We start from the raw sequence: 21,227 nt of genomic DNA on the forward strand, positions 1-21,227 counted from the left end.
CACATGCCGCCCATGCCGCAATGGTAAAAAGGGTGGCGGCTGGCGATGACACGGAGACGATGTGAAAATTCGGCGCATTTACGCGGGAGAACTCGCCTTGGGCGTGGCCCTGCCTTGGGACGTGCACGGCGAAACGGGCAGCTTGCTGGCCAGGCTGGGCCATGTCATCAGCAGCGAGAACCAGATCGCATTGCTGCTGGCGCGCGGCGTCATCGCCGATACCAGCGCCGACGTGCCGCGCACGGCCACGGAAGCGCCGTCGGCCCTGCGCATGCTCAACCTCGTCACGGCCGGCCTGGCCCTCGTCTTGCCGGCCATTGCCTCCAGGCAGGCGGGCAGCCACCTATCCCTCGCGCCGCTGGCGCAGCTGGTGGAAGAGGCCGTTGCACTGGACGCCGACGTGGCGCTGGCCTGCATCCTGCACAATCAGGGCGCGGGCGACTTTGCCGTGCGCCACAGCGTCGATACGGCCGTCATCACGGCCTTGCTGGCGCGCCCCCTGAAACTCGATGACGGCGTGATCCGCAGCGTGGTGCTGGCCGCGCTGAGCATGAATGTGGGCATGCTGGAACGCCACGCCCATTTCCAGCACAAGGCGGGGCCGCTGGACGCGCAGGAACGCGCCTATTTGCGCGCCCATCCGCAAGCCGGTGTCGACTTGCTGCGTGCGGCGGGCGTGACGGATGCCGTCTGGCTGCAAGCCGTGCTGCAGCACCATGAAAATATCGATGGCAGCGGTTATCCGCTGGGCACGCAAGGCGAGGCGATCGGCATCGGCGCGCGCCTGATCATGCTGGCCGACCGCTATTGCGCGCGCGTATCGAAGCGCAGCTACCGCCAGCCTTTGCTGCCGAACGTGGCCCTGCGCGAAATGCTGATGGCCGACAAGGCCACCTTCGATGCGCCGCTGGCGTCCCTGCTGGTGCGCGAGCTGGGCATCTATCCGGTCGGCACCTTCGTCAAATTGCTCAATGGGGAAATCGGCGTCGTCACGCGCAAGGGCTTGAACGCCACCACGCCGCACGTGCAGTCGCTGGTCGGCCCGCGTGGCGCGCGCCTGGACGTGCCGCTGCGGCGCGATACGCGCGTGGACTTGCACGCCATCCGCGAAGTGCTCAGTGCCGAGCAGGCGGGCTTGCAGTTTCGCCCCGATCAGTTGTGGGGCCGCAGCGCGCGAATTTGATTTAGTTCAGCAAGCCCGCATCGAGCCGTCCTTCAAGCGCCAGTTCGCGCATGATGCGCACCGTGTCGATGTCGGACTCCTTGTAGGCCGAGCGGCGGAAGTCGTCGTACAGGGCATTGGCCGCGTCGGTGGCCGCGTCGTGGCCGTCGTCGTACTGGAAGCGCACCCACATGCTCGCTTCGTCGGGCATTTCGATGGTCATCACCAGCGAGGACGCGCTGATATCCTGTTGTGCCGGCACTTCGTAGCGCACCTGCAGTTGCGGTATCAGCACCACCTTGTCGTTGATGACCAGCTCGCCATAGCGCAGGCTGCGCGCGAAACCGGCGTCGCTGCGTTCGCTGATCTGGCATTCGTCGAGGTGCGGCACGAACAGCTTCGGCGACTCGGCGCGCAAGACCAGGCCGCGCCAGACCTGTTCCAGTGTCAAGGTGTCGATCAGCGGGTTCAAGGGATCGTTGATTTCAATCAGGTGTTCAAATTTCATGGGACTGCCATTCGGTAAGTGGGCGCGCACGGGCGATATAGGCGGAATGGTACTCCAGGCGTGGCATCGCCGCACGCATTGAATCGGCCAAGATGGCGGCATATGGCGATATATCAATGACTATGCCTGTTTTTCAGGCAGGGTCCGCCATGCAAATAGCCCACGCGACGCTGTTACAATGGGCTGCTGTTCCCTGCGGAAATACCCTGATGTCCAAAGCACCACAGTTCGGTCTGAATGCGCCCCAAAGTGAAGCGGTTACCTACCTCGACGGCCCTTGCCTCGTGCTGGCGGGCGCCGGTTCGGGCAAGACGCGCGTGATCACGCAAAAGATCGCCCACCTGATCGAAGACCGGGGCTATGACCCGCGCACCATCGCCGCGCTGACCTTCACCAACAAGGCGGCGCTGGAAATGCAGGAACGCATCGCCAAGCTGTTGAAACAGCCGCGCCAGGCCAAGCAGTTGACAGTGTCGACCTTCCACTCGCTGGGCGTGAAAATCCTGCGCCAGGAAGCCAATGGCGTGGGCTTGAAGGACCGCTTTTCCATCATGGACAGCGACGATTGTTTTTCACTCGTGCAAGACCTCGCCATTACCACCGATAAACAGGTCATTCGCGGCATCCAGAATGCCATGTCCCTGTGGAAAAATGGCCTGATCGATCCGGACATGGCCCTGGCGCAAGCCAAGGATGAGGACGAAGCCAACGCGGCGCGCATCTACCGCAGCTATGTCGCGACTTTGTCCGCCTACCAGGCCGTCGATTTCGACGATCTGATCCGCTTGCCGGTGGAACTGTTCCGCAACAACGGCCCCGTGCGCGACAAGTGGCAGCGCCGCCTGCGCTACCTGCTCGTCGATGAATACCAGGATACGAACACCTGCCAGTACGAACTGGTGAAACTGATGGTGACGGGCATCGGCAAGAAGCCGATGTTTACGGCCGTGGGCGACGACGACCAGGCGATTTATGCGTGGCGCGGCGCCACCGTGGAAAACCTGAAGACCCTGGAGACGGATTTCCCCGATCTGCGCGTGATCAAGCTCGAGCAGAATTACCGCTCCACCATGCGCGTGCTGAACGCGGCCAATGCCGTCATCGGCAACAACCCGAAACTGTTTGAAAAGTCGCTGTGGTCCGAGCACGGCCTGGGCGAGCCGATCAAGGTGCTGGGCATGCAGACGGACGAGCAGGAGGCGGAGCAGGTCGCCATCATGATTTCGGCCGACCATTTCGAGCGCAAGAACAAATTTTCCGATTACGCGATTTTGTACCGCGGCAACCACCAGGCGCGCATCATCGAGCAGTGTTTGCGCAAGGAACGCATCCCGTACACGATCTCGGGCGGCCAGAGTTTCTTCGACAAGGCCGAGATCAAGGACATCATCAGCTATCTGCGTTTGCTGGCGAATGAAGACGACGATCCGGCGTTCATTCGCGCCGTGACGACGCCGCGCCGTGGCGTGGGGCAATCGACGCTGGAGGTGCTGGGCGCGTTCTCGGGGCAGTGGCAGTGCTCGCTGTTCCAGGCTGTGTTTAAAGGCGGCATCGAGGCCAAGCTGACGGACCGCCAGCTGGGGCCGCTGCGCGACTTCTGCAACTTCATCAACGACCTCGAATCGCGCGCCAGCCGTCCCGGCGCGGCCGGCAGCGGCGATAACGCGGCCGAAGTGCTGGACGACATGATGAAGGAAATCCACTACGAATCGTATCTGTACGATGCTTTCGAGGAACGCCAAGCGCAAAGCAAGTGGCAGAACGTGCTGGAATTCGTCAACTGGCTCAAGGAACGGGGCCGGGGCGGCAAGGACCGCGACGGCGAAGAAAAGAACGTGCTGGAACTGACGCAGATGGTAGCCCTGATGACCATGCTCGAGGGCAAGGACGAGGAGCAGGACGCCGTGCGCATGTCGACCCTGCACGCGTCGAAAGGTCTCGAGTTTCCGCACGTGTTTCTGGTGGGTGTGGAAGAGGGCATCTTGCCGCACAAGGGCGACCCTGACGCGCCGGCCGAAACCATCGCCGCGCGCATCCAGGAAGAGCGGCGGCTGATGTACGTGGGCATCACGCGGGCCCAGCGCACCTTGCACATCACGTGGTGCAAGAAGCGCAAGCGGGCTGGCGAGCAAGTCCATTGCGACCCGTCGCGCTTCATCAAGGAAATGGAACTCGACGTAGGCGACGCCGTGCCGACGGAGGCGGAAGTGATTTCGCCCAAGGAACGTCTGGCGCGCATGAAGGCCTTGCTGGCTGCGCCGAAAGTTAACTAAAGAACGTTCACGCTTCCACGGCGCCGTCTGGCGTGGTTTTCGGCACGATGGCCAGCTGCATGCCCAGCGCATCGAGCATCTTTAAAATGGTTTCAAAGCGCGGCTTGCTGCCTTCGCGCAAGGCTTTATACGCGCCTTCACGCGTGATGTCGGCCCTGGCCGCCACCTTGCCCATACCGTAGGCGCGCACCACGTCGTTCATGGCGGACTGGAATAGTTCGGCGTTGCCGGTGGCGACGATTTCGCTCATGTAGGCAGCCACGGCTTCCTTGCTGGTCAGGTGTTGCGTGGGATCAAATTTGCTCAGGTCTAATGCGTCCAGGTCGTCGAGGTCAAAGCCGTCAGCGTCAGTATGGTCGTTCATTTTTTTCGTGCTCCTGTCGATGGGCTGGCCACCGCTTTTTGTTTCCGGATGGCCGCCTGTCGGGCCTTCAATGTTTGCAGTATCGCTTGCGCGTGCTTGATGTCGCGCCGCTGGCTCGACTTGTCGCCACCGAGCAGCAGCAAGATCAGGGTGCCCAGGTTGGTTTCGTGAGAATACACGCGCCAGCCGGGCCCCGTCTGTAAAAAACGCAGCTCGCACACGCCTTCGCCCACGGGCCGCCAGTCGCCCTTTTTACCGTGCTGCAAATGCTTGATGCGCGCATCGATGGCGGCGGCAGCCACGTCGTGCAGACACTCTTCCCATCGCCGGTATTCAGCCGTCTTGCGCGTGTCGATCAGCAGTGGTTCGGGTGGCGTCGGTGCATCCATTGTAATCGTTTGTTCTCATTCGTCAAGCGGTTTGATTCAGCCATACGGGGAGAATAGGCAGAAATCGGCACCGCTACAGGAAGAATGCCGCTTGTTTGTCCTGGCTCACGCCGTGACGGCGGTAGAATGCCGCTTTCAGTGAGAAATGATCGTGAGCACCATGGACAATGCAGAACAGATGGAAGTACGTTTCGTCGATATCGAAATCAAGCTGGCGCAGCAGGAAGACCTGGTCGAATCGCTGAACCAGATGGTGTACCAGCAGGGCAAGCGCATCGACCAGCTCGAAGCGATGCTGCACAAGCTGGGCGAACACGTACGCGACGGCGCGCAGCAGGCCAATGGCGGATTGGTCAACGAGCGTCCACCGCACTACTGAGACAGGAACTAGCCTGGCGACGCCGCTTGTTGGTCGTCCAGGGGAGAACACAGAATTCGGAAAAAATCGGGCTCTAAGGCAACGTGTCCTTCAATGAAGGACTGCTTTCGACCGAGGCTGTGTGAAAACGCAGAAAAATTCGGCCCCGCAAAAAAACGGTCTCTTAAAACGCCCGCTACGCGATTTTTTCGGCGTGGGGAATGGTCACCCTACCCATGAAAATTTCGTGTTTTTGCGTTTTCACACAGCCTGGACGCAAAGCAGCCTTTCAAAGGCTGCGTTTTGCTTACGTCGCGTGTTCGTAACGAACATTGATGCCTTACATTCGAAGGGCATTGGCGGGACGGACCTTCATCGCGATCCACGCTTGTCGACTGGCTGCCGCCAATGCAACGACGCTGGTCACGACGAACGCGAGCAGCAGGGTCAAGTACCCGACAGGTGCCGTTTCGACCCAAGTAGACAGATAACGTGCGATGGCCACTGCTGCAACCGGCAACCCAATTAACGCGGCTACCAACAGCATAGTTCCGACGCCGCGCAAGACCAGCAGGCCGATAGCAGTGTCACTTGCACCATGCAGCTTGCGCAAGACGATTTCGCGAGCGCGGCGCTGCACGGTATCGGCCGACAGAACGTAGGTTCCAAATGCTGCAAGGGTTAGGGCGATACCTGTTGCCAGTGCGAGTAGGCTGGCCATGCGCGCATCGTCAGCATAATTGGCGGCGAGGACGCTCGACGCTGGCTGGATGGACGGAATGGCCGAGGGAAAATAACTTGGCCATATGGACCTGATGACATTAGCCATTTTGGCGGGGTCGCCATCCGTGCGCACGCTCAAGGCACTACCGCCTGTGCTCAATTGGAACGCCATCGGCGCCGGTGCTTCGCGCAATGACTGGAACCGCAGTGGTGGCGCGATCCCGATGACACGACCTGGGGCCGGCTTGTTATCAAAACTTGTCGTGATGACGATTTGACCAAGTGCTGCTCGGGCGTCGGCAAAGCCCAGCTGGCGTGCTGCAAGTGCATTGAGGACCAGCGGCACGGGGTCGTCGTCACGGTCCAGGGTTCGATCGAATAAGCGCCCGGCTTCTGGCTTGATGGCGTAAAGCATAAAAAAATTGCGGCTAACTTGCTTGATTTCCATCGTGGCACTGGTGCCATCCGGACGTTTCAGGTCGCGGCGCCACGTGTCGTTATGACGGCCGATCGCGTCATCCGACACAGCTACGTCTTGTACCCCGGGCGCAGCCGCCAAAGCCGTCATCAGGCCGCGCGCTGGCGCGCTGTATTTGACCTGTTCAGGCATATCTACGATGAGTATGGAGGCCGGGTCGAATCCGGGCGAAGCACGCATGGCGTAACTTGTCTGCCAGGCGATGGCTAACGTCACACTGGCAAATCCAATCGCTGCCGTTAGCTGCGCCACGGTCATGCTGCGCCGCAGGCGTGCAGTCGCACGCGATTCAGTTGCCGTGCGCCCGGCCAATGATTGTGCCGAAGGGACAGACCAGGCGATCCACGCCGGCCAGGCCGCCGTCAACAGCCCGAGCCCGACGACAAGGGTAGCGACCCAACCCAGGTCGCCAACTGTGAACGCGTCGTTGAGTTGGCGGTCTACCAGGGTCGAAAACAGCGGCAGTGCCAGCCATGCCAGGAGTAGGCCGACACAGGCCGCCAAGAACGTGATCAGCCATGCCTCCGCCAGCAATTCCAGCGCAATGCTCCAAGCTGAGGCGCCGAGCACTTTGCGCATGGCCAGTTCACGCTGGCGCCGTATTACCCGCACGGTCGCCAGGTTCACGAAATTGATCGAAGCCAGAACAAGGATGAGCACGGCGACAGCGGCAAGGCCGGCAACGACCACCGGATCGCCCCGCTGGCCGGCGCTGGCGATGAAATTACCCTTGATGCCCGTATCGAAATAGGCTGCGTCGAGCCGCGCTAGCGCAATGTCCATTACTGGGCGCAGGCCCAGGCGCGCCTTGATATCGGGGGCCTGCTGATGTAATGCTGGTGCACCGTCGACTGCGTCCTGCAGCTGTCGGACAAGCATCGGCACGGACGCGCCGATGTTCACACGCACCAGGAGCTTGCCTGACCAGCCTTTGAGGCCGGTTCGCATTTCATCGCGGACATCGGCCGCGAGCGTTGAATCGGTGCCTAGCAGTGCTTCAAATGGCATGGTGGTATTCGCAGCCGGCGTACGCAGCACCGCGCCAACCCGTAACAATTTACCTTCCGCAAACAGACTGCGGCCCAGGGCCTGCTTGGTGCCAAACAACCGCATTGCAGTTAATTCGGTGACCGCGATCTGATCCGGCGCTCCCAATGCCGTGGCAAGATCGCCCCGCACTGCCCTCAGGCCCAGCATCTCGACAAACCCAGGCAAGACAGTCAGGCTTTTCAGGGCATGCAGCTTGCCGTCGACGTTGACCGTCAAGCCTGCTGTCTCGGGACGTGATGGCAAGTAGCCGGTGGCCGCAGCCACACCGGGTGCTGCCGCTGCAACAGAGCGCAGCAGCAGCGGCGCCTGGTCGTACCAGGGGCCCGTGGGATCGACATTGTCGCGTTGCTTCACGATGTAGACATGTTCCACATCGGGCACTTCGGCATTATATTGCCAGCAGTAACGCACTAAGCCGAGAATCAGTATGGCTGAAGCAATGCCGATAGCCAGGGTGAGTATGGCAATGGCAGCGTAGGCGGGTTCCCGCCGCAGTGAGCGTGCGCTGTGGCGCATCGTGGTCAATAACATGTTCGCTCTCCGGTCAGGCGGGCTGCAGGGCGTCGATCAGGATACGGCCGTCCAGCAGCCGTACCGTACGAGAAGCTTGCGCGGCGTGCGTCGGCGAGTGCGTCACCATGACGATGGTCGTGCCATCTGCATTGATCTGACGCAGAATGCGCATCACCTCGTCGCCGTGTGCTGTATCAAGATTGCCCGTCGGCTCATCAGCAAGCAGCAGCGCTGGACTGGCCACGAGCGCGCGCGCGATGGCTACACGCTGTTGCTGTCCGCCGGAAAGTTGCGACGGACGGTGACCGGCGCGGTGCGCCACGCCTAGTTGATCGAGCATCGCGGCGACGCGAACCTTTCGTTGCGTTGCAGGCACATCCAGGTAGTCAAGTGCCAATGCCACGTTTTCGGTAACCGTCAATTCTTCGATTAGATTGAAATTCTGAAAAATGAAGCCGATACGTCCGCGCCGTAATCGGTTGAGCTGTGCCTCGCTCCAGCCCGCCACATTGCGACCGTCGAACCAGCATTCGCCACCGTCGGGCGTGTCCAGCAGTCCCAGCATAGCCAGGAGTGTAGACTTGCCACAGCCGGACGGCCCGGTGATCGCCACATATTCACCCGCGGCGATGGTGAGGTCAATCCGGTCAAGCGCCGTTGTCTGCACCTCGCCGCCACGATACGTTTTCGTTAGGTTGACGAGCCTGAACATGCTTTCCTGTTGTGTACGATTCAATTGCATGATTTTGTCATTTCCGTGAGAGCCCTGTTAGTGGGTAAGCTGAAGATGCCGCGCCGTTGCATACGGCGTGTAGGATGACACGATGACGCGCTCGCCGGCGACCAGGCCGTCGAGTACTTCGATCTGCGTACTGTTGCGCCGGCCAAAACGCACGGCCCGGTGCTCCGCTTGTACGCCGTCAGCGCGCACGACGAATACCCAGCCGCCGCCGGTGTCATTGCTGAACGCATCGTTTGGAAGAAGCAAGCTTGTCCGCGCAGCACCCAGCGTGATCAGGACGTCGACGCTCTGGCCTGGGCTAAGGGTGGCCGGCTGGCCATCAACGAACGTCAACTCAACTGTGAATTTGCCGTCGCTCACTTGCGGATATATGCGGCTGACAACCACGTGCTTGGTCTGGCCATCGATCACGGCTGTCGCCGATCGGCCGGTGGCAAGGCGCCGTAAATAGTATTCGTCGAGCTGGGCCGCTAAACAAAATTGCGCGATGTCGTCGATGCGTCCAAGGCGCTGTCCTGATCGGACGGTTTCCCCTACCTGCAATTTGAAATCTGCAAGGCGGCCGGCAACGGGCGCGCGCACGGCCAGTGCATCGACGCCGGCATTGACCAACTTCAGGCCATCTTCCAGCCTGGATACCGCCTGGGCAATCTGTCCGATGGCGTCGCGCCGGGCTGCCTCTTCGCTTTTCCCAGCGGCGTCTTCGCTGGCTAGCGCGTGGCGCTGCCGCGTCAGCTGGTCGGCTACTTCTTCCAGTGCGGAACCCGACACGAAACCCTGCTTGGCCAGTGCCGCGCTCCTCGCGAATTGCTTCTCAGCCTGAGCGACTGCAAACGCGAGGTCGGCGCTGCGCCGCGCACTTTCCGCCCGGCTGGTTTCACCCGCGAGGCGCAGGTTCAACAGGTTTGAAATCTGCTGCGCATGCTCAGCTTCGCGTGCGAGCACCTCAAGCCGGCGCTGTGGATTCGACAGCCGGAACAGTAATTCGCCTTGGCGTACCAGCGCGCCATCGCGCACCATCACCTCTTCGGCCCGGCCATTTTCCACCACATCCAGTACGACCGAGTGCAGCGGCTGGGCCGTTGCACGCGCGGCCACGTCGTCGCGCAGGATGCCGCGCTCGACGACAGCGATGCGCACGCTGGCAGCGGGTACCTGAAGTCCGCTGGGCCAGAGCCACCACGCCAGTGCAGCAAGTCCAATCAAGATGAGCAAAATCGCTATTGCCATGCGCCAACGCTGGCCGCGCTGTCGCAGGACCGGTTGGTCCATCGCCGCACCCGTAGGGCGTGATGCATTTGCGCTGTCGTCTTTTGTCATGATTTCTACTGTCGCAACATCCGTGCCACGCGGTTTCGGACCAATCGACCGGTATTTTTTCCAATTGCCCGCTCATTCGTTCGCAAACGCACATGCAAACTGTCCACTTCCGGACACTTTTGGCAAAGTGATATCGCGCTGTGGAATCATGCAAAGCATGCTGATAAACTCGAGTTCTGTTAATTCTTTTATTTCCAATGTCCGGCAAGCACGCAAATGTACTGATCCTCGACGACGATGCAGACGTGGCGCTGGCAGCGCGTATGCTGCTGCGCCGGCACGTTGCGCAGGTCGCGACACTTGACCATCCTGCACAGTTGCCCACATGGCTCGCAAGCAATCGTCCTGACGTTGTTCTCCTCGATTTGAATTTTTCGGCGGGACGGACGGATGGTGGCGAAGGTATGCAGGTTTTGGCGCAATTGAGGGCGCTGCCCAACCCACCCGATATCATCGCGATGACCGCGTACGCTGATGTTCCTCTGGCCGTTGCGGCGATGCAGGGCGGCGTAAGCGATTTTCTGACAAAGCCGTGGGATAACGTTCGCCTGGTGCATGCTGTCGAGGCAGCCTTTGCGCGACAGGCCTTGCGTCAGCCTATTCATGCTAAAGCATCTGACGCGGCGCCAGCCGACGCCGATGGATTGCTCGGAAACTCGACTGCGATGGCTGCCTTGCGTGACATGATCGCCAGTGTGGGGCCCACCGAGGCAAACGTCATGATCCTGGGAGAAAACGGCGTGGGCAAGGAACTGGTGGCGCGAGCCGTTCACCGGGCTTCACACCGGGCATCCAGGCAGTTTCTGGCAGTGGATATGGGGAGCTTGCCAGAGGCAATGCTGGAAAGCGAATTGTTCGGACACCGGCGCGGCGCGTTCACCGATGCACGCAATGACCGCGCGGGCCGCTTCCAGGCAGCGTGCGGTGGCACATTGTTTCTTGACGAAGTCAGCAATATGCCCTTGACAGCACAAGCGAAGCTGCTAAGAGTGCTCGAACGACGCCAGGTGACGCCCTTGGGCGCGGACACTCCCGAGGGCGTTGACGTGCGCGTCATTAGTGCCACCAATCTCGAAGAAGACCGGCTGCACGACGTTGCGCTTTTTCGCACAGACCTTCTGTTTCGCCTAAATACTATCGTCCTGCGCGTGCCGCCCTTACGCGAGCGCGCGGGCGACATTCCGGACTTGCTGCGCCATTATTTGGCCTACTACGAGCACCAATATCGCAAACCCGCGCGTGCCATAGGAGCGACTGCATTCGATGTGCTGTGCACGAATGCATGGCCAGGCAATGTTCGCTCCCTGCGCCATGCCTGTGAACGCGCTGTCATCCTAGGTCGGGAAAATGTCTATACCATCGCTGACTTCGGTATTTCTGCGAAGACAGCTGTGCCTGCGTTATCGTCCCCGCTCACCATCGATGTCCCACGTGAACTGGGTACACTCGAACGTGCCGCCATCGCCGCGGCGCTGCTGGAAGTTAAGGGAAATATCAGCAAGGCCGCCAAGACGCTGGGTGTAAGCCGGGCAGCGCTGTATCGCAAGCTGGACAAACATGGGTTATAGACAGGCTCGCGTCGCCCTCGGCGGGACACTGCTTGCTGCGGCTGGGTGGGTAGGTGGTGCGCTAAATGAGAGCGTTGATGGTCTGGGAGCACGCGCCACCGTTTTGCTCGTCCTGACAGTGCTGCTCGCTGCAGCGCTGATTTGGCCTTCAATCGTACACGTTACGGCAATGACGCCAGAGAGACAGTTTCAACTCCCGACTTTGCAAGCGCCTGAGACTCTCCGACTGCTCTTGCTTGAAGCACGCCTTGAACATGCACCGGTCCCGCTGTTCAACATGACTCCGACCAGGATGGAACCATTGAATGCAAGCGCGCGGCGGCTTCTGGCGCCTGGACGTGTCACTGACACGGTTCCCCTAAGTACGGTTTTAGCCGGCCTTGCCGTTGGCACGCGAACGCTGGTTCAGTTCGACAGTGAGCATGGCACTGAACGTGCCCTAGCCGTGCGCAATGCTTTGACCGTCGATGGTACGCCGCAGTCCCTCGTTGCACTGCTGCCGCTGGAGGACGAACTATCCGCTGAAGCCATGCAAGCCTGGCGCAAGCTCGTCCATGTATTGACCCATGAGATCATGAATTCATTGACCCCAGTGGCGTCCCTTTCGCAAACGTCGCGCACGCTGCTCGCTGAGGCAGCAGGCTCTCTTGCTCCCGACGTTGCCGCAGACCTTGACGTCGCGCTAGACGCAATAAGCCGTCGCGCTGAAAGTCTGGGTCATTTCGTCAGCCATTACCGCGTGTTGGCTAGCCTACCGACGCCTCTGCCGCAACAATTCCTAATCAAAGACTTGTTTGCACGTTTATCGGCTTTGGTGGCACCGAGCTGGCAGGCCCGCGGAGGAAGCGCGACTTTCGTCGTTGCATCAAGCACGCTGGCATTACGGGCTGACTCCGGCCAGATCGAACAAGCTCTGGTTAACATGCTCCAGAATGCGGTAGAAGCAACCACCGCGAATCTGGTGCCGCAAGTGGCCGTCGATGCGCGCCTGACGACAGGTGGCCGGTTGCGCATCGATGTGCGAGACAATGGACATGGCATTGCCGATGGGGTAGCGGCGGAAATGTTTACGCCATTTTTCTCGACCAAAAAACAGGGAGGCGGTATCGGCCTTGCAATGGTGCGGCAGCTAATTCAGTTGAACGGCGGAACTGTGCGCTACGCCCGCCCGGTCAACGATGGCGCTCACTTCATCATCACATTCTAGATCAAGGCATCTCGCATATTTTCAGTAATCGCGCTGCGTGCACTTGGCCGCATCGAGCGCACGCTGTTCATTCTGGACTGGCTCCAAAGCGCCGAGCTACGCCGGCGCGTCCATGCGGGACTGAACAAATGGGAACCCGGCACCGAGCGTGGTGGGTATGGACCTGCCGCAGGGGAGCGCCTGACGGATGATCGGGCATGAAAACCTTTCATGTATGGCCCTATCGCTACCATCGGTAGTTGCTGGTGACGCAAGTGTTTCAGGCTGTTATTATTTCAGGCTGGCCCGCGACACAATCGCGGCTCTCTTGCGTTTCTTGAAAGAAGACATGACCCGTCCAACAATGCTCGTCATCGCCGCCAGCCTGATGCTGGCGCCAGCCGCCGCCGTTTTTGCCGCCACCGCGGCGCCAACCACCACCGCTACCGCGGCGGTAGCCTTGCCTGCCTCGAACCCGTTTGCGCAAGCGAGCAGCCTGCCATTCAACTATCCGCCGTTCGACAAGGTGCAGGACGCCGACTACGCGCCAGCCTTTACGGCAGGCATGGCCGCCAACCTGGCGGAAATCAGTGCGATTGCGAACAACAAGAAACCTGCCACGTTCGACAACACCATCGTGGCCATGGAGCGCTCGGGTCAGTTGCTGAGCCGCGTACGCACCGTGTTTTCCGTGATGTCCGGCTCGAATACGAATGACACGATCCAGGGCCTGGAACGCGAACTGGCGCCGAAAATGGCGGCCCATAGCGATGCGATCATGCTCAATGACAAATTGTTCAAGCGCATCGATACCCTGTACGCCAAGCGCGACAAGCTCGGCCTCGATGCCGAATCGAAACGCTTGCTCGAGCGTTATCACACGGACTTCGTGCGCGCCGGCGCCAAGCTGTCGGCCACGGACAAGGAAAAGCTGCGCGCCTACAACGGCCAGCTCGCTGCCCTGTCGACCAAGTTCGCGCAGAACGTGCTGAAGGAATTGAACGCGTCGGCCGTCGTCGTCGATACGCGCGAAGAACTGGATGGCCTGTCGCCGGCCGCCATCGAAGTGGCCGCCGGCCTGGCCAAGAAGCGCGGCCTGGACGGAAAATACGTGATCGCCCTCGTCAACACGACGGGCCAGGCGCCGCTGTCGCTGCTGACCAACCGCGCCTTGCGCGAACGCATCATGGCCGCCTCGCAAGCGCGCGGCAGCCGTGGCGGAGAGTTCGACAACACCCAGGAAGTGCTGGAGCTGGCAAAACTGCGCGCCGAACGTGCCGCGCTGATGGGCTACCCGAACTACGCGGCATATTCGCTGGAAGACCAGACGGCGCACGACACGACCGCCGTGAACGCCCTGCTGGGCGAGCTGGCGAAGCCGGCCGTCGTCAATGCGCGCCGTGAAGCGGACGATATCCAGAAGGTCATCGATGCAGGAAAAGGCGGCTTCAAGGTGGGTGCCGCCGACTGGGCCTTCTATAGCGACAAGGTGCGCGCCGAACGCTACAACTTCGACGAGACGCAGTTGAAACCGTACTTTGAAATGCACAGCGTGCTGACCAAGGGCGTGTTCTTTGCTGCAGGCAAGTTGTACGGTCTCACGTTCAAGCAGCGCACCGACTTGCCCGTCTACACGTCCGACATGCTGGTCTACGACGTCTTCAATGAAGACGGCACGCAGCTGGCCATCTTCACTCTGGATCCTTACGCGCGCAGCAACAAGCGCGGCGGCGCCTGGGCGAATGCCTACGTGGGCCAGTCGACCTTGCTGGGCCGCAAGCCGGTGATCGCGAATAACCTGAACATTCCGAAGCCGGAAGCTGGCCAGCCGACCCTGATGACGTTTGACGAAGTCAACACCATGTTCCACGAATTCGGCCATGCGCTGCACGGCATGTTTTCGAACGTGACATACCCGCGCTTTGCCGGCACCAGCGTGCCGCGCGACTTCGTCGAATACCCGTCGCAAGTCAATGAAATGTGGGCGCTGTGGCCGGAAGTGCTGCAAAACTATGCCAAGCACTATCAGACGGGCGCGGCAATTCCCGCCGAACTGCTGGCGAAAGTGACAGCGGCCGACAATTTCAACCAGGGCTATAAAACCACGGAATACCTGGCGTCGGCCCTGCTGGATCAGCGCTGGCACCAGCTGACCCCGGCGCAAATCCCGACAGACGTGCTGACCTTTGAAAAAACTGCCTTGAGCGACGCCGGCGTCGATTTCGCCCCGGCGCCGCCGCGCTACCGCACCACGTATTTCTCGCACGCGTTCGCGGGCGGCTACTCGGCCGGCTACTACGCCTATCTGTGGTCGGAGAAGCTCGACGCCGACACGGTCGAGTGGTTCAAGGAAAATGGCGGCCTGACGCGCAAGAACGGCGACTGGTTCCGTAACAAACTGCTGTCGCGCGGCGGCAGTGCCGATGCGCTCGACATCTACCGCAACTTCCGCGGCCGCGATGCGAAGATCGAGCCTCTGCTGCAACGCCGTGGCTTGAACGGCAAGTAATCCTCGTACCCGTCACCGGCCTGGCCGGTGATGAACATCAGTGGCCGCCATGCAATGGGCGGCCATTTTTATTTGGCGAATCGCCACGCAAACCGTGGTAAACCGCGCAGTTGGCGTGATGCACCACAGGATCGCCCATGTTGGATGACGCCTGTGTGACAGGCTGCTATGATCTGCCACTGGCCCGCGACGCGATCGCGGCTCTTCCCCGCGCTTTCAGAAAGATGTCATGATCCGTCCACAACTGCTCGTCATCGCCGCCAGCGTCATGCTGGCACACGCCGCCCCATCCGCCATGGCTGCCGCCACTGCAAAATCCGCGCCCGCCGCCGCCGTCAGCGCCCAGAACCCTCTGCTGAAAGCGAGTCCGCTGCCATTCCAGATGCCGCAGTTCGGCCTGATCAAGGATGCGCATTACGCGCCGGCGTTTGCCGAAGGCATGAAACGCCAGTTGGCCGAAGTGAACGCCATTGCCAACAACCGCCAGGCGCCCACGTTCGAGAACACCATCGTGGCCCTCGAGCGCACGGGGCAGCTGCTGCACCGCGTGCAAAGCATCTTCAGCAACATGACGTCGACCAACACGAACAGCGTGCTGGAAGCGGTGGAAGTGGACGTGTCGCCGAAACTGGCCGCGCATGGCGATGCGATTACCCTGAATCCAAAACTGTTTATCCGCATCGACACCCTGTACGCCAAGCGCGACAAGCTGGGCCTCGATGCCGAATCCTTGCGCTTGCTGGAACGCTATCACACGGACTTCGTGCGCGCCGGCGCCAAGCTGTCCGATGCGGACAAGGAAAAATTGAAAGCCTACAACGCCGAGCAGGCGGGCCTGGAAACGGCCTTCGCGCAAAACGTGCTGAAGGAAACGAATGCCAAGAGCATCGTCGTCGACACGCGCGCCGAGCTGGCCGGCATGACCGACAGCGATATCGACACGGCCGCCGCCGCCGCCAAGGAACGCGGTTTGACGGGCAAGTTCGTCATTGCTCTCGTGAACACCAGCGGCCAGCCGCCGCTGGCCGTATTGACGGATCGCAAGACACGCCAGCGCCTGATGGATGCGTCGCTGAACCGCGGCAGCCAGGGCGGCGAGTTCGACAACCGCGCCACCGTCTTGAAACTGGCGAAACTGCGCGCCGAACGGGCCACCTTGCTCGGTTACGCCAACTACGCCGCGTACTCGCTGGAAGACCAGACGGCCAAGACGACGACGGCCGTCAATACGCTGCTGTCGGAACTGGCGAAACCTGCCGTCGCCAACGCACGCCGCGAAGCGGCCGACCTGCAGCAAGTGGTCGATGCGGAAAAAGGCGGCTTCCAGGTGGCGGCGGCCGACTGGGCCATCTACACGGACAAGCTGCGCAAGCAGCGTTTCAACTTCGATGAAAACGAGCTGAAACCGTACCTGGAATTGAACAGCGTGCTGAACAACGGCGTCTTCTTTGCCGCCAATAAACTGTACGGCATCAGCTTCAAGCAACGCACTGATCTACCGGTGTACAACCCGGACGTGCGCGTCTACGACGTGACGGACGCCAACGGCAAGCCGCTGGCCCTGTTCATCGCCGACTTCTATGCGCGGGGCAACAAGCATGGCGGCGCGTGGATGAATGAATACGTGTCGCAGTCAATGCTGATGGGCACGCATCCAGTGGTGGCCAACCAATTGAACATTCCGAAGCCGCCGGCCGGCCAGCCGACGCTCTTGACGTTCGATGAAGTGACGACCATGTTCCACGAATTCGGCCATGCGTTGCACGGCATGTTTTCGAACGTGAAATATCCGCGCTTTGCCGGCACCAGCGTGCCGAGCGACTTCGTCGAGTATCCATCGCAAGTCAATGAAATGTGGGCCGTCTGGCCGGAAGTGCTGCAAAACTATGCCAAGCACTACCAGAGCGGCGCGGCCATGCCGCAGGAATTGCTCGACAAGGTCACTGCGGCCAAGAAATTCAACCAGGGTTTCATGACGACGGAATACCTGTCGGCAGCGTTGCTGGACCAGCGCTGGCACCAGCTGGCGCCAAGCCAGATCCCAACCGACGTGCTGGCCTTTGAAGCGGCGTCGCTGAAAGACGCTGGCGTCGATTACGCACCCGTGCCGCCACGCTACCGCACCAGCTACTTCTCGCACAGCTTCTCGGGCGGCTACTCGGCCGCGTATTACGCCTACTTGTGGTCGGAAAAACTGGATGCGGAATCGGTTAACTGGTTCAAGGAAAACGGCGGCCTGACGCGCAAGAATGGCGACTGGTTCCGCAGCAAATTGCTGTCGCGCGGCGGCAGCGTCGATGCGCTGCAACTGTTCCGTGACTTCCGCGGCCGCGATGCCACCGTGGAACCGCTGCTGGAACGCCGCGGCTTGAACGCGAAGTAAGACGTCCTCGTCAGAAGCTTGCGTTGCGTTGACATGGCGCACGCAAGCTTTCCGTGCCGGCGGCGTAGAATTGAGTAAGATGTAAACAAGAAGGCAGTCGAAAGAGTATATGAGTCAGCAAGATTTGAATGGCATCACCCTGGAAGGTATCGTGACGCGCCTGCACGCCCACTACGGTTGGGACGGCCTGGCCAAGCACATCGATATCAATTGCTTCATCAGCGATCCCAGCATCAAGTCGAGCCTGAAGTTTTTGCGCAAGACCCCGTGGGCCAGGAGCAAGGTGGAACAATTGTTCCTGGACACGCAATTTACTGACTGACAGGAAAAAACATGGATAGCAAACTCAAGGAATCGCTGCAACAACTGCATTCGACACTGGAAACCAGCGGCCCCGTCGATGAAGAACTGCATGGTTTGCTGCAAAAACTCGATGTCGACATCAAGTTGCTGATGGAAAAGCGCGCCGCGCAGGAACAGGAAGAAGAGTCGACCACCTATGGACTGGCCGAGCGCAGCCAGGAATTGTCGGCCAAGTTTGCCGTCAAGCACCCGAAACTGGAGCCGGCGTTGCGGGAACTTGGTGAGATTCTGGCGAATATGGGAATTTGATCGGGGTCCGACCCGCCGGGTCGTACCCCAGCAGTCAAAAATTCTGGGGTCAGACCCAACGGGTCTGACCCCAAGTGATTGAAAAATAAACGTTTTTTGTACTGAAATCCAACAGTAAAAAGCAGGCCGTCAGGTTGGAAATGGCCAATTCCGGTACAATCCGTACCCTATGAGCTCCCCTACCAATTTATTTGCGACCGTTCCCAAGCGGTCTGCCCGCGCTGCCGTGGCGCCTTTCCTGCCGATGTCGCGTGCCGAGATGGACGCGCTGGGCTGGGACCAGTGCGACGTCATCCTCGTTACGGGCGACGCCTACATCGACCATCCGAGTTTCGGCATGGCCCTCGTTGGCCGCCTGCTCGAAGCGCAAGGTTACCGCGTTGGCATCATCAGCCAACCGGACTGGCTGTCGGCCGACGCGTTTCGCATCCTCGGCAAGCCGCGTTTGTACTACGGCATTACCGCCGGCAACATGGATTCCATGGTCAACCAGTATACGGCCGACCGCAAGATCCGCTCCGACGACGCCTACACGGCGAATGCGGAACCGAACAAGCGCCCGGACCGCGCCGTCACCGTGTACGCCCAGCGCGCGCGCGAAGCGTATCCCGACGTGCCCATCGTCATCGGCAGCATCGAGGCATCCTTGCGCCGCATCGCCCATTACGATTACTGGTCGGACAAGGTCCGCCGTTCCGTCTTGCCCGATTCCAAGGCCGATCTGTTGATCTTCGGTAATGCCGAACGGGCGCTGGTCGACCTGACGCACCGCCTGGCCGCCGGCGAATCGATCAAGGATATCCGCAACTTGCGCGGCACGGCCTTCATGGTGCCGTCCGGCTGGCTGCCCGGCGACGACTGGGGCGTGCACAACTCCACCCGCGTCGACGTGCCCGGCAAGATCGATCCGCACTACAGCCCGTATGAGATGGTGCAGGAAGACAAGACCGCCTGCGCCACGGAAAATGCGTCGAAATCGGCCGAAGTCATCAAGCCTATCCGTATCATGAGCCGCGAAGAGCGCCTGGCCATGGCCAAGGAAAAGCACGACAAGACGGTCGTGCGCCTGCCCGCCTACGACGTCGTCAAGGATGACCCCGTCATGTATGCGCATGCGTCGCGCGTGTTCCACCTGGAATCGAATCCCGGCAATGCGCGCGCCATGGTGCAGGCGCACGGCGAACGCGACGTGTGGCTCAACCCGCCGCCGCTGCCGCTGGCCATGGACGAGATGGATGGCGTGTACGACATGAATTACGCGCGCGCCCCGCACCCGAGCTATGGCAAGGCGCATATCCCAGCCTGGGAAATGATCCGCTTTTCCGTCAACATCATGCGCGGCTGCTTCGGCGGCTGCACCTTCTGCTCGATTACCGAGCATGAAGGCCGCATCATCCAGAGCCGTTCGGAGCCGTCGATCCTGCGTGAAATCGAGCATATCCGCGATAAAACCAAAGGCTTTACGGGCACCATTTCCGATATGGGTGGCCCGACGGCGAATATGTACCGCCTGGCCTGCAAGGAAAAAGAGATCGAAGTGTCGTGCCGCCGCCTGTCGTGCGTGTACCCGTCCATCTGCGTGAACCTGGGCACGGACCACAGCAAGCTCATCTCGCTGTACCGCAAGGCGCGCGCCATTCCCGGCATCAAGAAAGTGCTGATCAGCTCAGGTCTGCGCTACGACCTGGCCGTACGTTCGCCTGAATACGTCAAGGAACTGGTCACGCACCACGTCGGCGGCTTGCTGAAGATTGCCCCTGAGCACACGGAAGAGGGGACTTTGTCGAAGATGATGAAGCCCGGCATCGGCGCGTACGACGAATTCAAGGAAATGTTCGACCGTTTCTCGCTGGAAGCAGGCAAGAAGCAGTATCTGATCCCGTATTTCATCGCCGCCCATCCGGGCACGACGGACCTGGACATGCTGAACCTGGCCCTGTGGCTGAAGAAAAATAATTTCAAGCTGGACCAGGTGCAAACCTTCATGCCCACGCCGATGGCCATGGCGACGACCATGTACCACACGCGCAAGAATCCCTTGCGCAAGGTCACGGCGGACTCGGAAGTGGTGGAAACGGCCCGCAGCGGCAAGATCCGCCGCACGCACAAAGCCTTCCTGCGCTACCAGGACCCGGCCAACTGGCCGATCCTGCGCGAAGCGCTGGTCAACATGGGCCGTGGCGACTTGATCGGCAATGGCGACAAGCATTTGATTCCGGCCTGGACCTCGTCCGAGTCGGGCGGACTGGCCGCAGGCGAACGCAGCCGCCAGACGCATGGCGCCGGCACGCCGGACAAGTTCAAGGTCACGCCGGGCAAGAACCGCATCGCCCTGGGCGGCACGGCCGCCGCGCCGAAGGCGACAGCCGTCGAATCGAAAGTGCGTCCATCGATCCTGTCGACCATCAAGACCAAGGCCAAGCCGGCGGCCGCGCCGATGGGCCGTGGCGGCAAGCCGCCAGCCAAGGGCGCTCATGCCGCACCGGCACGGGGCGGACGCAAGTAAGCCAGCGTCACTGTCCCCGGCATCGACTGAGAACCCGGCAACGCATACAGCGTTGCCGGGTTTTTTGCCATCTGCGCACCAACATGGGGCGCAGCACGCCATGCTGGCAGGATTTTTACCAATATTTAAAAATTGAATAGAGCAAAAGGCAATTTTCCCTTGTGGCAACTTGGTATTTGAAAATATACTCGTTGAACATTTAGCCGTACGTCAACAATACTGCCATTCTGGCAAGCGCCGGCGTACGCGGCTCCCAGCGTTGATATGAAAAGAGATGCCAATTGAAATGCCTTTCCTGCCAGGCCGAGAATAAGCCGGGCGCCAAATTCTGTTCTTCCTGCGGCACGACGTTTGCCGTTGCCACGACCGTTGCCGCCCCGGTGCCGGGAAAATCCTGTGGCCAGTGCGGCCATGACTGCAAGCCGGACGCCCGGTTCTGCCCCAAGTGCGCGTTCAGCTTTGCCGTGGCGCCGGTGGCCGCAGCGATGCCGCTGCCAGAGCCGGTCATCGCGCCGGAGATTGCGCCCGTCATTGAACCTGTCATTGAACCCGTGTCCGTGCCTGAGCCTGCCCCGGTACCGGT

At 60.7% G+C, this 21,227-nt stretch carries 16 protein-coding genes and 2 pseudogenes; 12 read left to right on the forward strand and 6 right to left on the reverse strand.

Annotated elements, in window-relative coordinates; all coding sequences use genetic code 11:
- Positions 1 to 61: 61 nt before the first annotated feature.
- On the forward strand, positions 62 to 1,183 hold the full coding sequence (locus tag AC54AG_RS25830) for an HD-GYP domain-containing protein (RefSeq protein ID WP_496632147.1): 1,122 nt from the start codon (positions 62 to 64) through the stop codon (positions 1,181 to 1,183).
- A gap of 1 nt (position 1,184) precedes the next feature.
- Here the strand turns inward: AC54AG_RS25830 and AC54AG_RS25835 are convergent, their stop codons facing one another.
- A complete protein-coding gene (locus tag AC54AG_RS25835) occupies positions 1,185 to 1,670 on the reverse strand; it encodes an SRPBCC family protein (RefSeq protein WP_046683204.1) in 486 nt (161 codons plus the stop codon).
- Between the two features lie 209 nt (positions 1,671 to 1,879).
- On the opposite strand from AC54AG_RS25835, the gene AC54AG_RS25840 reads away from it, so the two are divergent.
- Positions 1,880 to 3,943 (forward strand): UvrD-helicase domain-containing protein, encoded by a 2,064-nt coding sequence (locus AC54AG_RS25840; protein ID WP_496632149.1) that lies wholly within the window; start codon positions 1,880 to 1,882, stop codon positions 3,941 to 3,943.
- A 7-nt stretch (positions 3,944 to 3,950) separates the two neighbouring features.
- Here the strand turns inward: AC54AG_RS25840 and AC54AG_RS25845 are convergent, their stop codons facing one another.
- On the reverse strand, positions 3,951 to 4,307 hold the full coding sequence (locus AC54AG_RS25845; protein WP_219329337.1) for an addiction module antidote protein: 357 nt from the start codon (positions 4,305 to 4,307) through the stop codon (positions 3,951 to 3,953).
- A complete protein-coding gene (locus AC54AG_RS25850; RefSeq protein ID WP_496632152.1) occupies positions 4,304 to 4,696 on the reverse strand; it encodes a type II toxin-antitoxin system RelE/ParE family toxin in 393 nt (130 codons plus the stop codon). The genes AC54AG_RS25845 and AC54AG_RS25850 overlap by 4 nt, the downstream gene beginning before the upstream one ends.
- Before the next feature lie 160 nt (positions 4,697 to 4,856).
- Here AC54AG_RS25850 and AC54AG_RS25855 point away from each other — a divergent pair, with 160 nt between their 5' ends.
- A complete protein-coding gene (locus AC54AG_RS25855; RefSeq protein WP_034753936.1) occupies positions 4,857 to 5,075 on the forward strand; it encodes a SlyX family protein in 219 nt (72 codons plus the stop codon).
- 319 nt (positions 5,076 to 5,394) lie between these two features.
- Here the strand turns inward: AC54AG_RS25855 and AC54AG_RS25860 are convergent, their stop codons facing one another.
- Genes AC54AG_RS25860 through AC54AG_RS25870 form a run of 3 tightly spaced genes read right to left on the reverse strand, consistent with a single transcriptional unit; the run spans position 5,395 to position 9,880 of the window.
- Entirely contained in the window at positions 5,395 to 7,836 is a 2,442-nt protein-coding gene (locus tag AC54AG_RS25860) for an ABC transporter permease (RefSeq protein WP_496632154.1), read from the reverse strand.
- Between the two features lie 13 nt (positions 7,837 to 7,849).
- Complete coding sequence (locus AC54AG_RS25865; RefSeq protein WP_496632291.1) at positions 7,850 to 8,530, reverse strand: ABC transporter ATP-binding protein; 681 nt, start codon at positions 8,528 to 8,530, stop codon at positions 7,850 to 7,852.
- A 57-nt stretch (positions 8,531 to 8,587) separates the two neighbouring features.
- Positions 8,588 to 9,880: an efflux RND transporter periplasmic adaptor subunit gene (locus AC54AG_RS25870; RefSeq protein ID WP_496632156.1), complete on the reverse strand. Its 1,293-nt coding sequence runs from the start codon at positions 9,878 to 9,880 to the stop codon at positions 8,588 to 8,590.
- Between the two features lie 197 nt (positions 9,881 to 10,077).
- Between AC54AG_RS25870 and AC54AG_RS25875 the strand changes: the two genes are divergently transcribed.
- The 9 genes and pseudogenes from AC54AG_RS25875 to AC54AG_RS25915 form a co-directional block, all read left to right on the forward strand.
- Positions 10,078 to 11,448, forward strand: coding sequence for a sigma-54-dependent transcriptional regulator (locus AC54AG_RS25875; RefSeq protein ID WP_496632158.1), 1,371 nt, complete (start codon positions 10,078 to 10,080; stop codon positions 11,446 to 11,448).
- A gap of 232 nt (positions 11,449 to 11,680) precedes the next feature.
- A complete protein-coding gene (locus AC54AG_RS25880) occupies positions 11,681 to 12,655 on the forward strand; it encodes a sensor histidine kinase (protein ID WP_496632160.1) in 975 nt (324 codons plus the stop codon).
- Between the two features lie 27 nt (positions 12,656 to 12,682).
- Positions 12,683 to 12,790, forward strand: a pseudogene (locus AC54AG_RS25885) (Tn3 family transposase); the annotation flags it as partial.
- A gap of 193 nt (positions 12,791 to 12,983) precedes the next feature.
- Complete coding sequence (locus AC54AG_RS25890) at positions 12,984 to 15,143, forward strand: M3 family metallopeptidase (protein WP_496632162.1); 2,160 nt, start codon at positions 12,984 to 12,986, stop codon at positions 15,141 to 15,143.
- A gap of 229 nt (positions 15,144 to 15,372) precedes the next feature.
- A complete protein-coding gene (locus AC54AG_RS25895) occupies positions 15,373 to 17,526 on the forward strand; it encodes a M3 family metallopeptidase (RefSeq protein ID WP_496632164.1) in 2,154 nt (717 codons plus the stop codon).
- Positions 17,527 to 17,635: 109 nt separating this feature from the next.
- Positions 17,636 to 17,848: a VF530 family protein gene (locus AC54AG_RS25900; protein WP_070219603.1), complete on the forward strand. Its 213-nt coding sequence runs from the start codon at positions 17,636 to 17,638 to the stop codon at positions 17,846 to 17,848.
- A gap of 11 nt (positions 17,849 to 17,859) precedes the next feature.
- Positions 17,860 to 18,138: a DUF4404 family protein gene (locus tag AC54AG_RS25905; RefSeq protein ID WP_034753883.1), complete on the forward strand. Its 279-nt coding sequence runs from the start codon at positions 17,860 to 17,862 to the stop codon at positions 18,136 to 18,138.
- Between the two features lie 169 nt (positions 18,139 to 18,307).
- Positions 18,308 to 20,644, forward strand: coding sequence for a YgiQ family radical SAM protein (locus AC54AG_RS25910; RefSeq protein ID WP_496632167.1), 2,337 nt, complete (start codon positions 18,308 to 18,310; stop codon positions 20,642 to 20,644).
- Positions 20,645 to 20,925: 281 nt separating this feature from the next.
- Positions 20,926 to 21,033: pseudogene (locus AC54AG_RS25915) on the forward strand (zinc-ribbon domain-containing protein); the annotation flags it as partial.
- Positions 21,034 to 21,227 lie beyond the last annotated feature (194 nt).

The sequence above is a fragment of the Janthinobacterium sp. BCJ23 genome (assembly GCF_059617945.1).

What these genes read in the sequence shown, in the direction of transcription:
- AC54AG_RS25840 (WP_496632149.1), top strand. Translation starts at nt 1,880, where the DNA reads ATGTCCAAAGCACCACAGTTCGGTCTGAATGCGCCCCAAAGTGAAGCG.
- AC54AG_RS25835 (WP_046683204.1), bottom strand. Translation starts at nt 1,670, where the DNA reads ATGAAATTTGAACACCTGATTGAAATCAACGATCCCTTGAACCCGCTG.
- AC54AG_RS25845 (WP_219329337.1), bottom strand. Translation starts at nt 4,307, where the DNA reads ATGAACGACCATACTGACGCTGACGGCTTTGACCTCGACGACCTGGAC.
- AC54AG_RS25905 (WP_034753883.1), top strand. Translation starts at nt 17,860, where the DNA reads ATGGATAGCAAACTCAAGGAATCGCTGCAACAACTGCATTCGACACTG.
- AC54AG_RS25895 (WP_496632164.1), top strand. Translation starts at nt 15,373, where the DNA reads ATGATCCGTCCACAACTGCTCGTCATCGCCGCCAGCGTCATGCTGGCA.
- AC54AG_RS25860 (WP_496632154.1), bottom strand. Translation starts at nt 7,836, where the DNA reads ATGTTATTGACCACGATGCGCCACAGCGCACGCTCACTGCGGCGGGAA.
- AC54AG_RS25900 (WP_070219603.1), top strand. Translation starts at nt 17,636, where the DNA reads ATGAGTCAGCAAGATTTGAATGGCATCACCCTGGAAGGTATCGTGACG.
- AC54AG_RS25875 (WP_496632158.1), top strand. Translation starts at nt 10,078, where the DNA reads ATGTCCGGCAAGCACGCAAATGTACTGATCCTCGACGACGATGCAGAC.
- AC54AG_RS25855 (WP_034753936.1), top strand. Translation starts at nt 4,857, where the DNA reads ATGGACAATGCAGAACAGATGGAAGTACGTTTCGTCGATATCGAAATC.
- AC54AG_RS25890 (WP_496632162.1), top strand. Translation starts at nt 12,984, where the DNA reads ATGACCCGTCCAACAATGCTCGTCATCGCCGCCAGCCTGATGCTGGCG.
- AC54AG_RS25910 (WP_496632167.1), top strand. Translation starts at nt 18,308, where the DNA reads ATGAGCTCCCCTACCAATTTATTTGCGACCGTTCCCAAGCGGTCTGCC.
- AC54AG_RS25850 (WP_496632152.1), bottom strand. Translation starts at nt 4,696, where the DNA reads ATGGATGCACCGACGCCACCCGAACCACTGCTGATCGACACGCGCAAG.
- AC54AG_RS25870 (WP_496632156.1), bottom strand. Translation starts at nt 9,880, where the DNA reads ATGACAAAAGACGACAGCGCAAATGCATCACGCCCTACGGGTGCGGCG.
- AC54AG_RS25865 (WP_496632291.1), bottom strand. Translation starts at nt 8,530, where the DNA reads ATGTTCAGGCTCGTCAACCTAACGAAAACGTATCGTGGCGGCGAGGTG.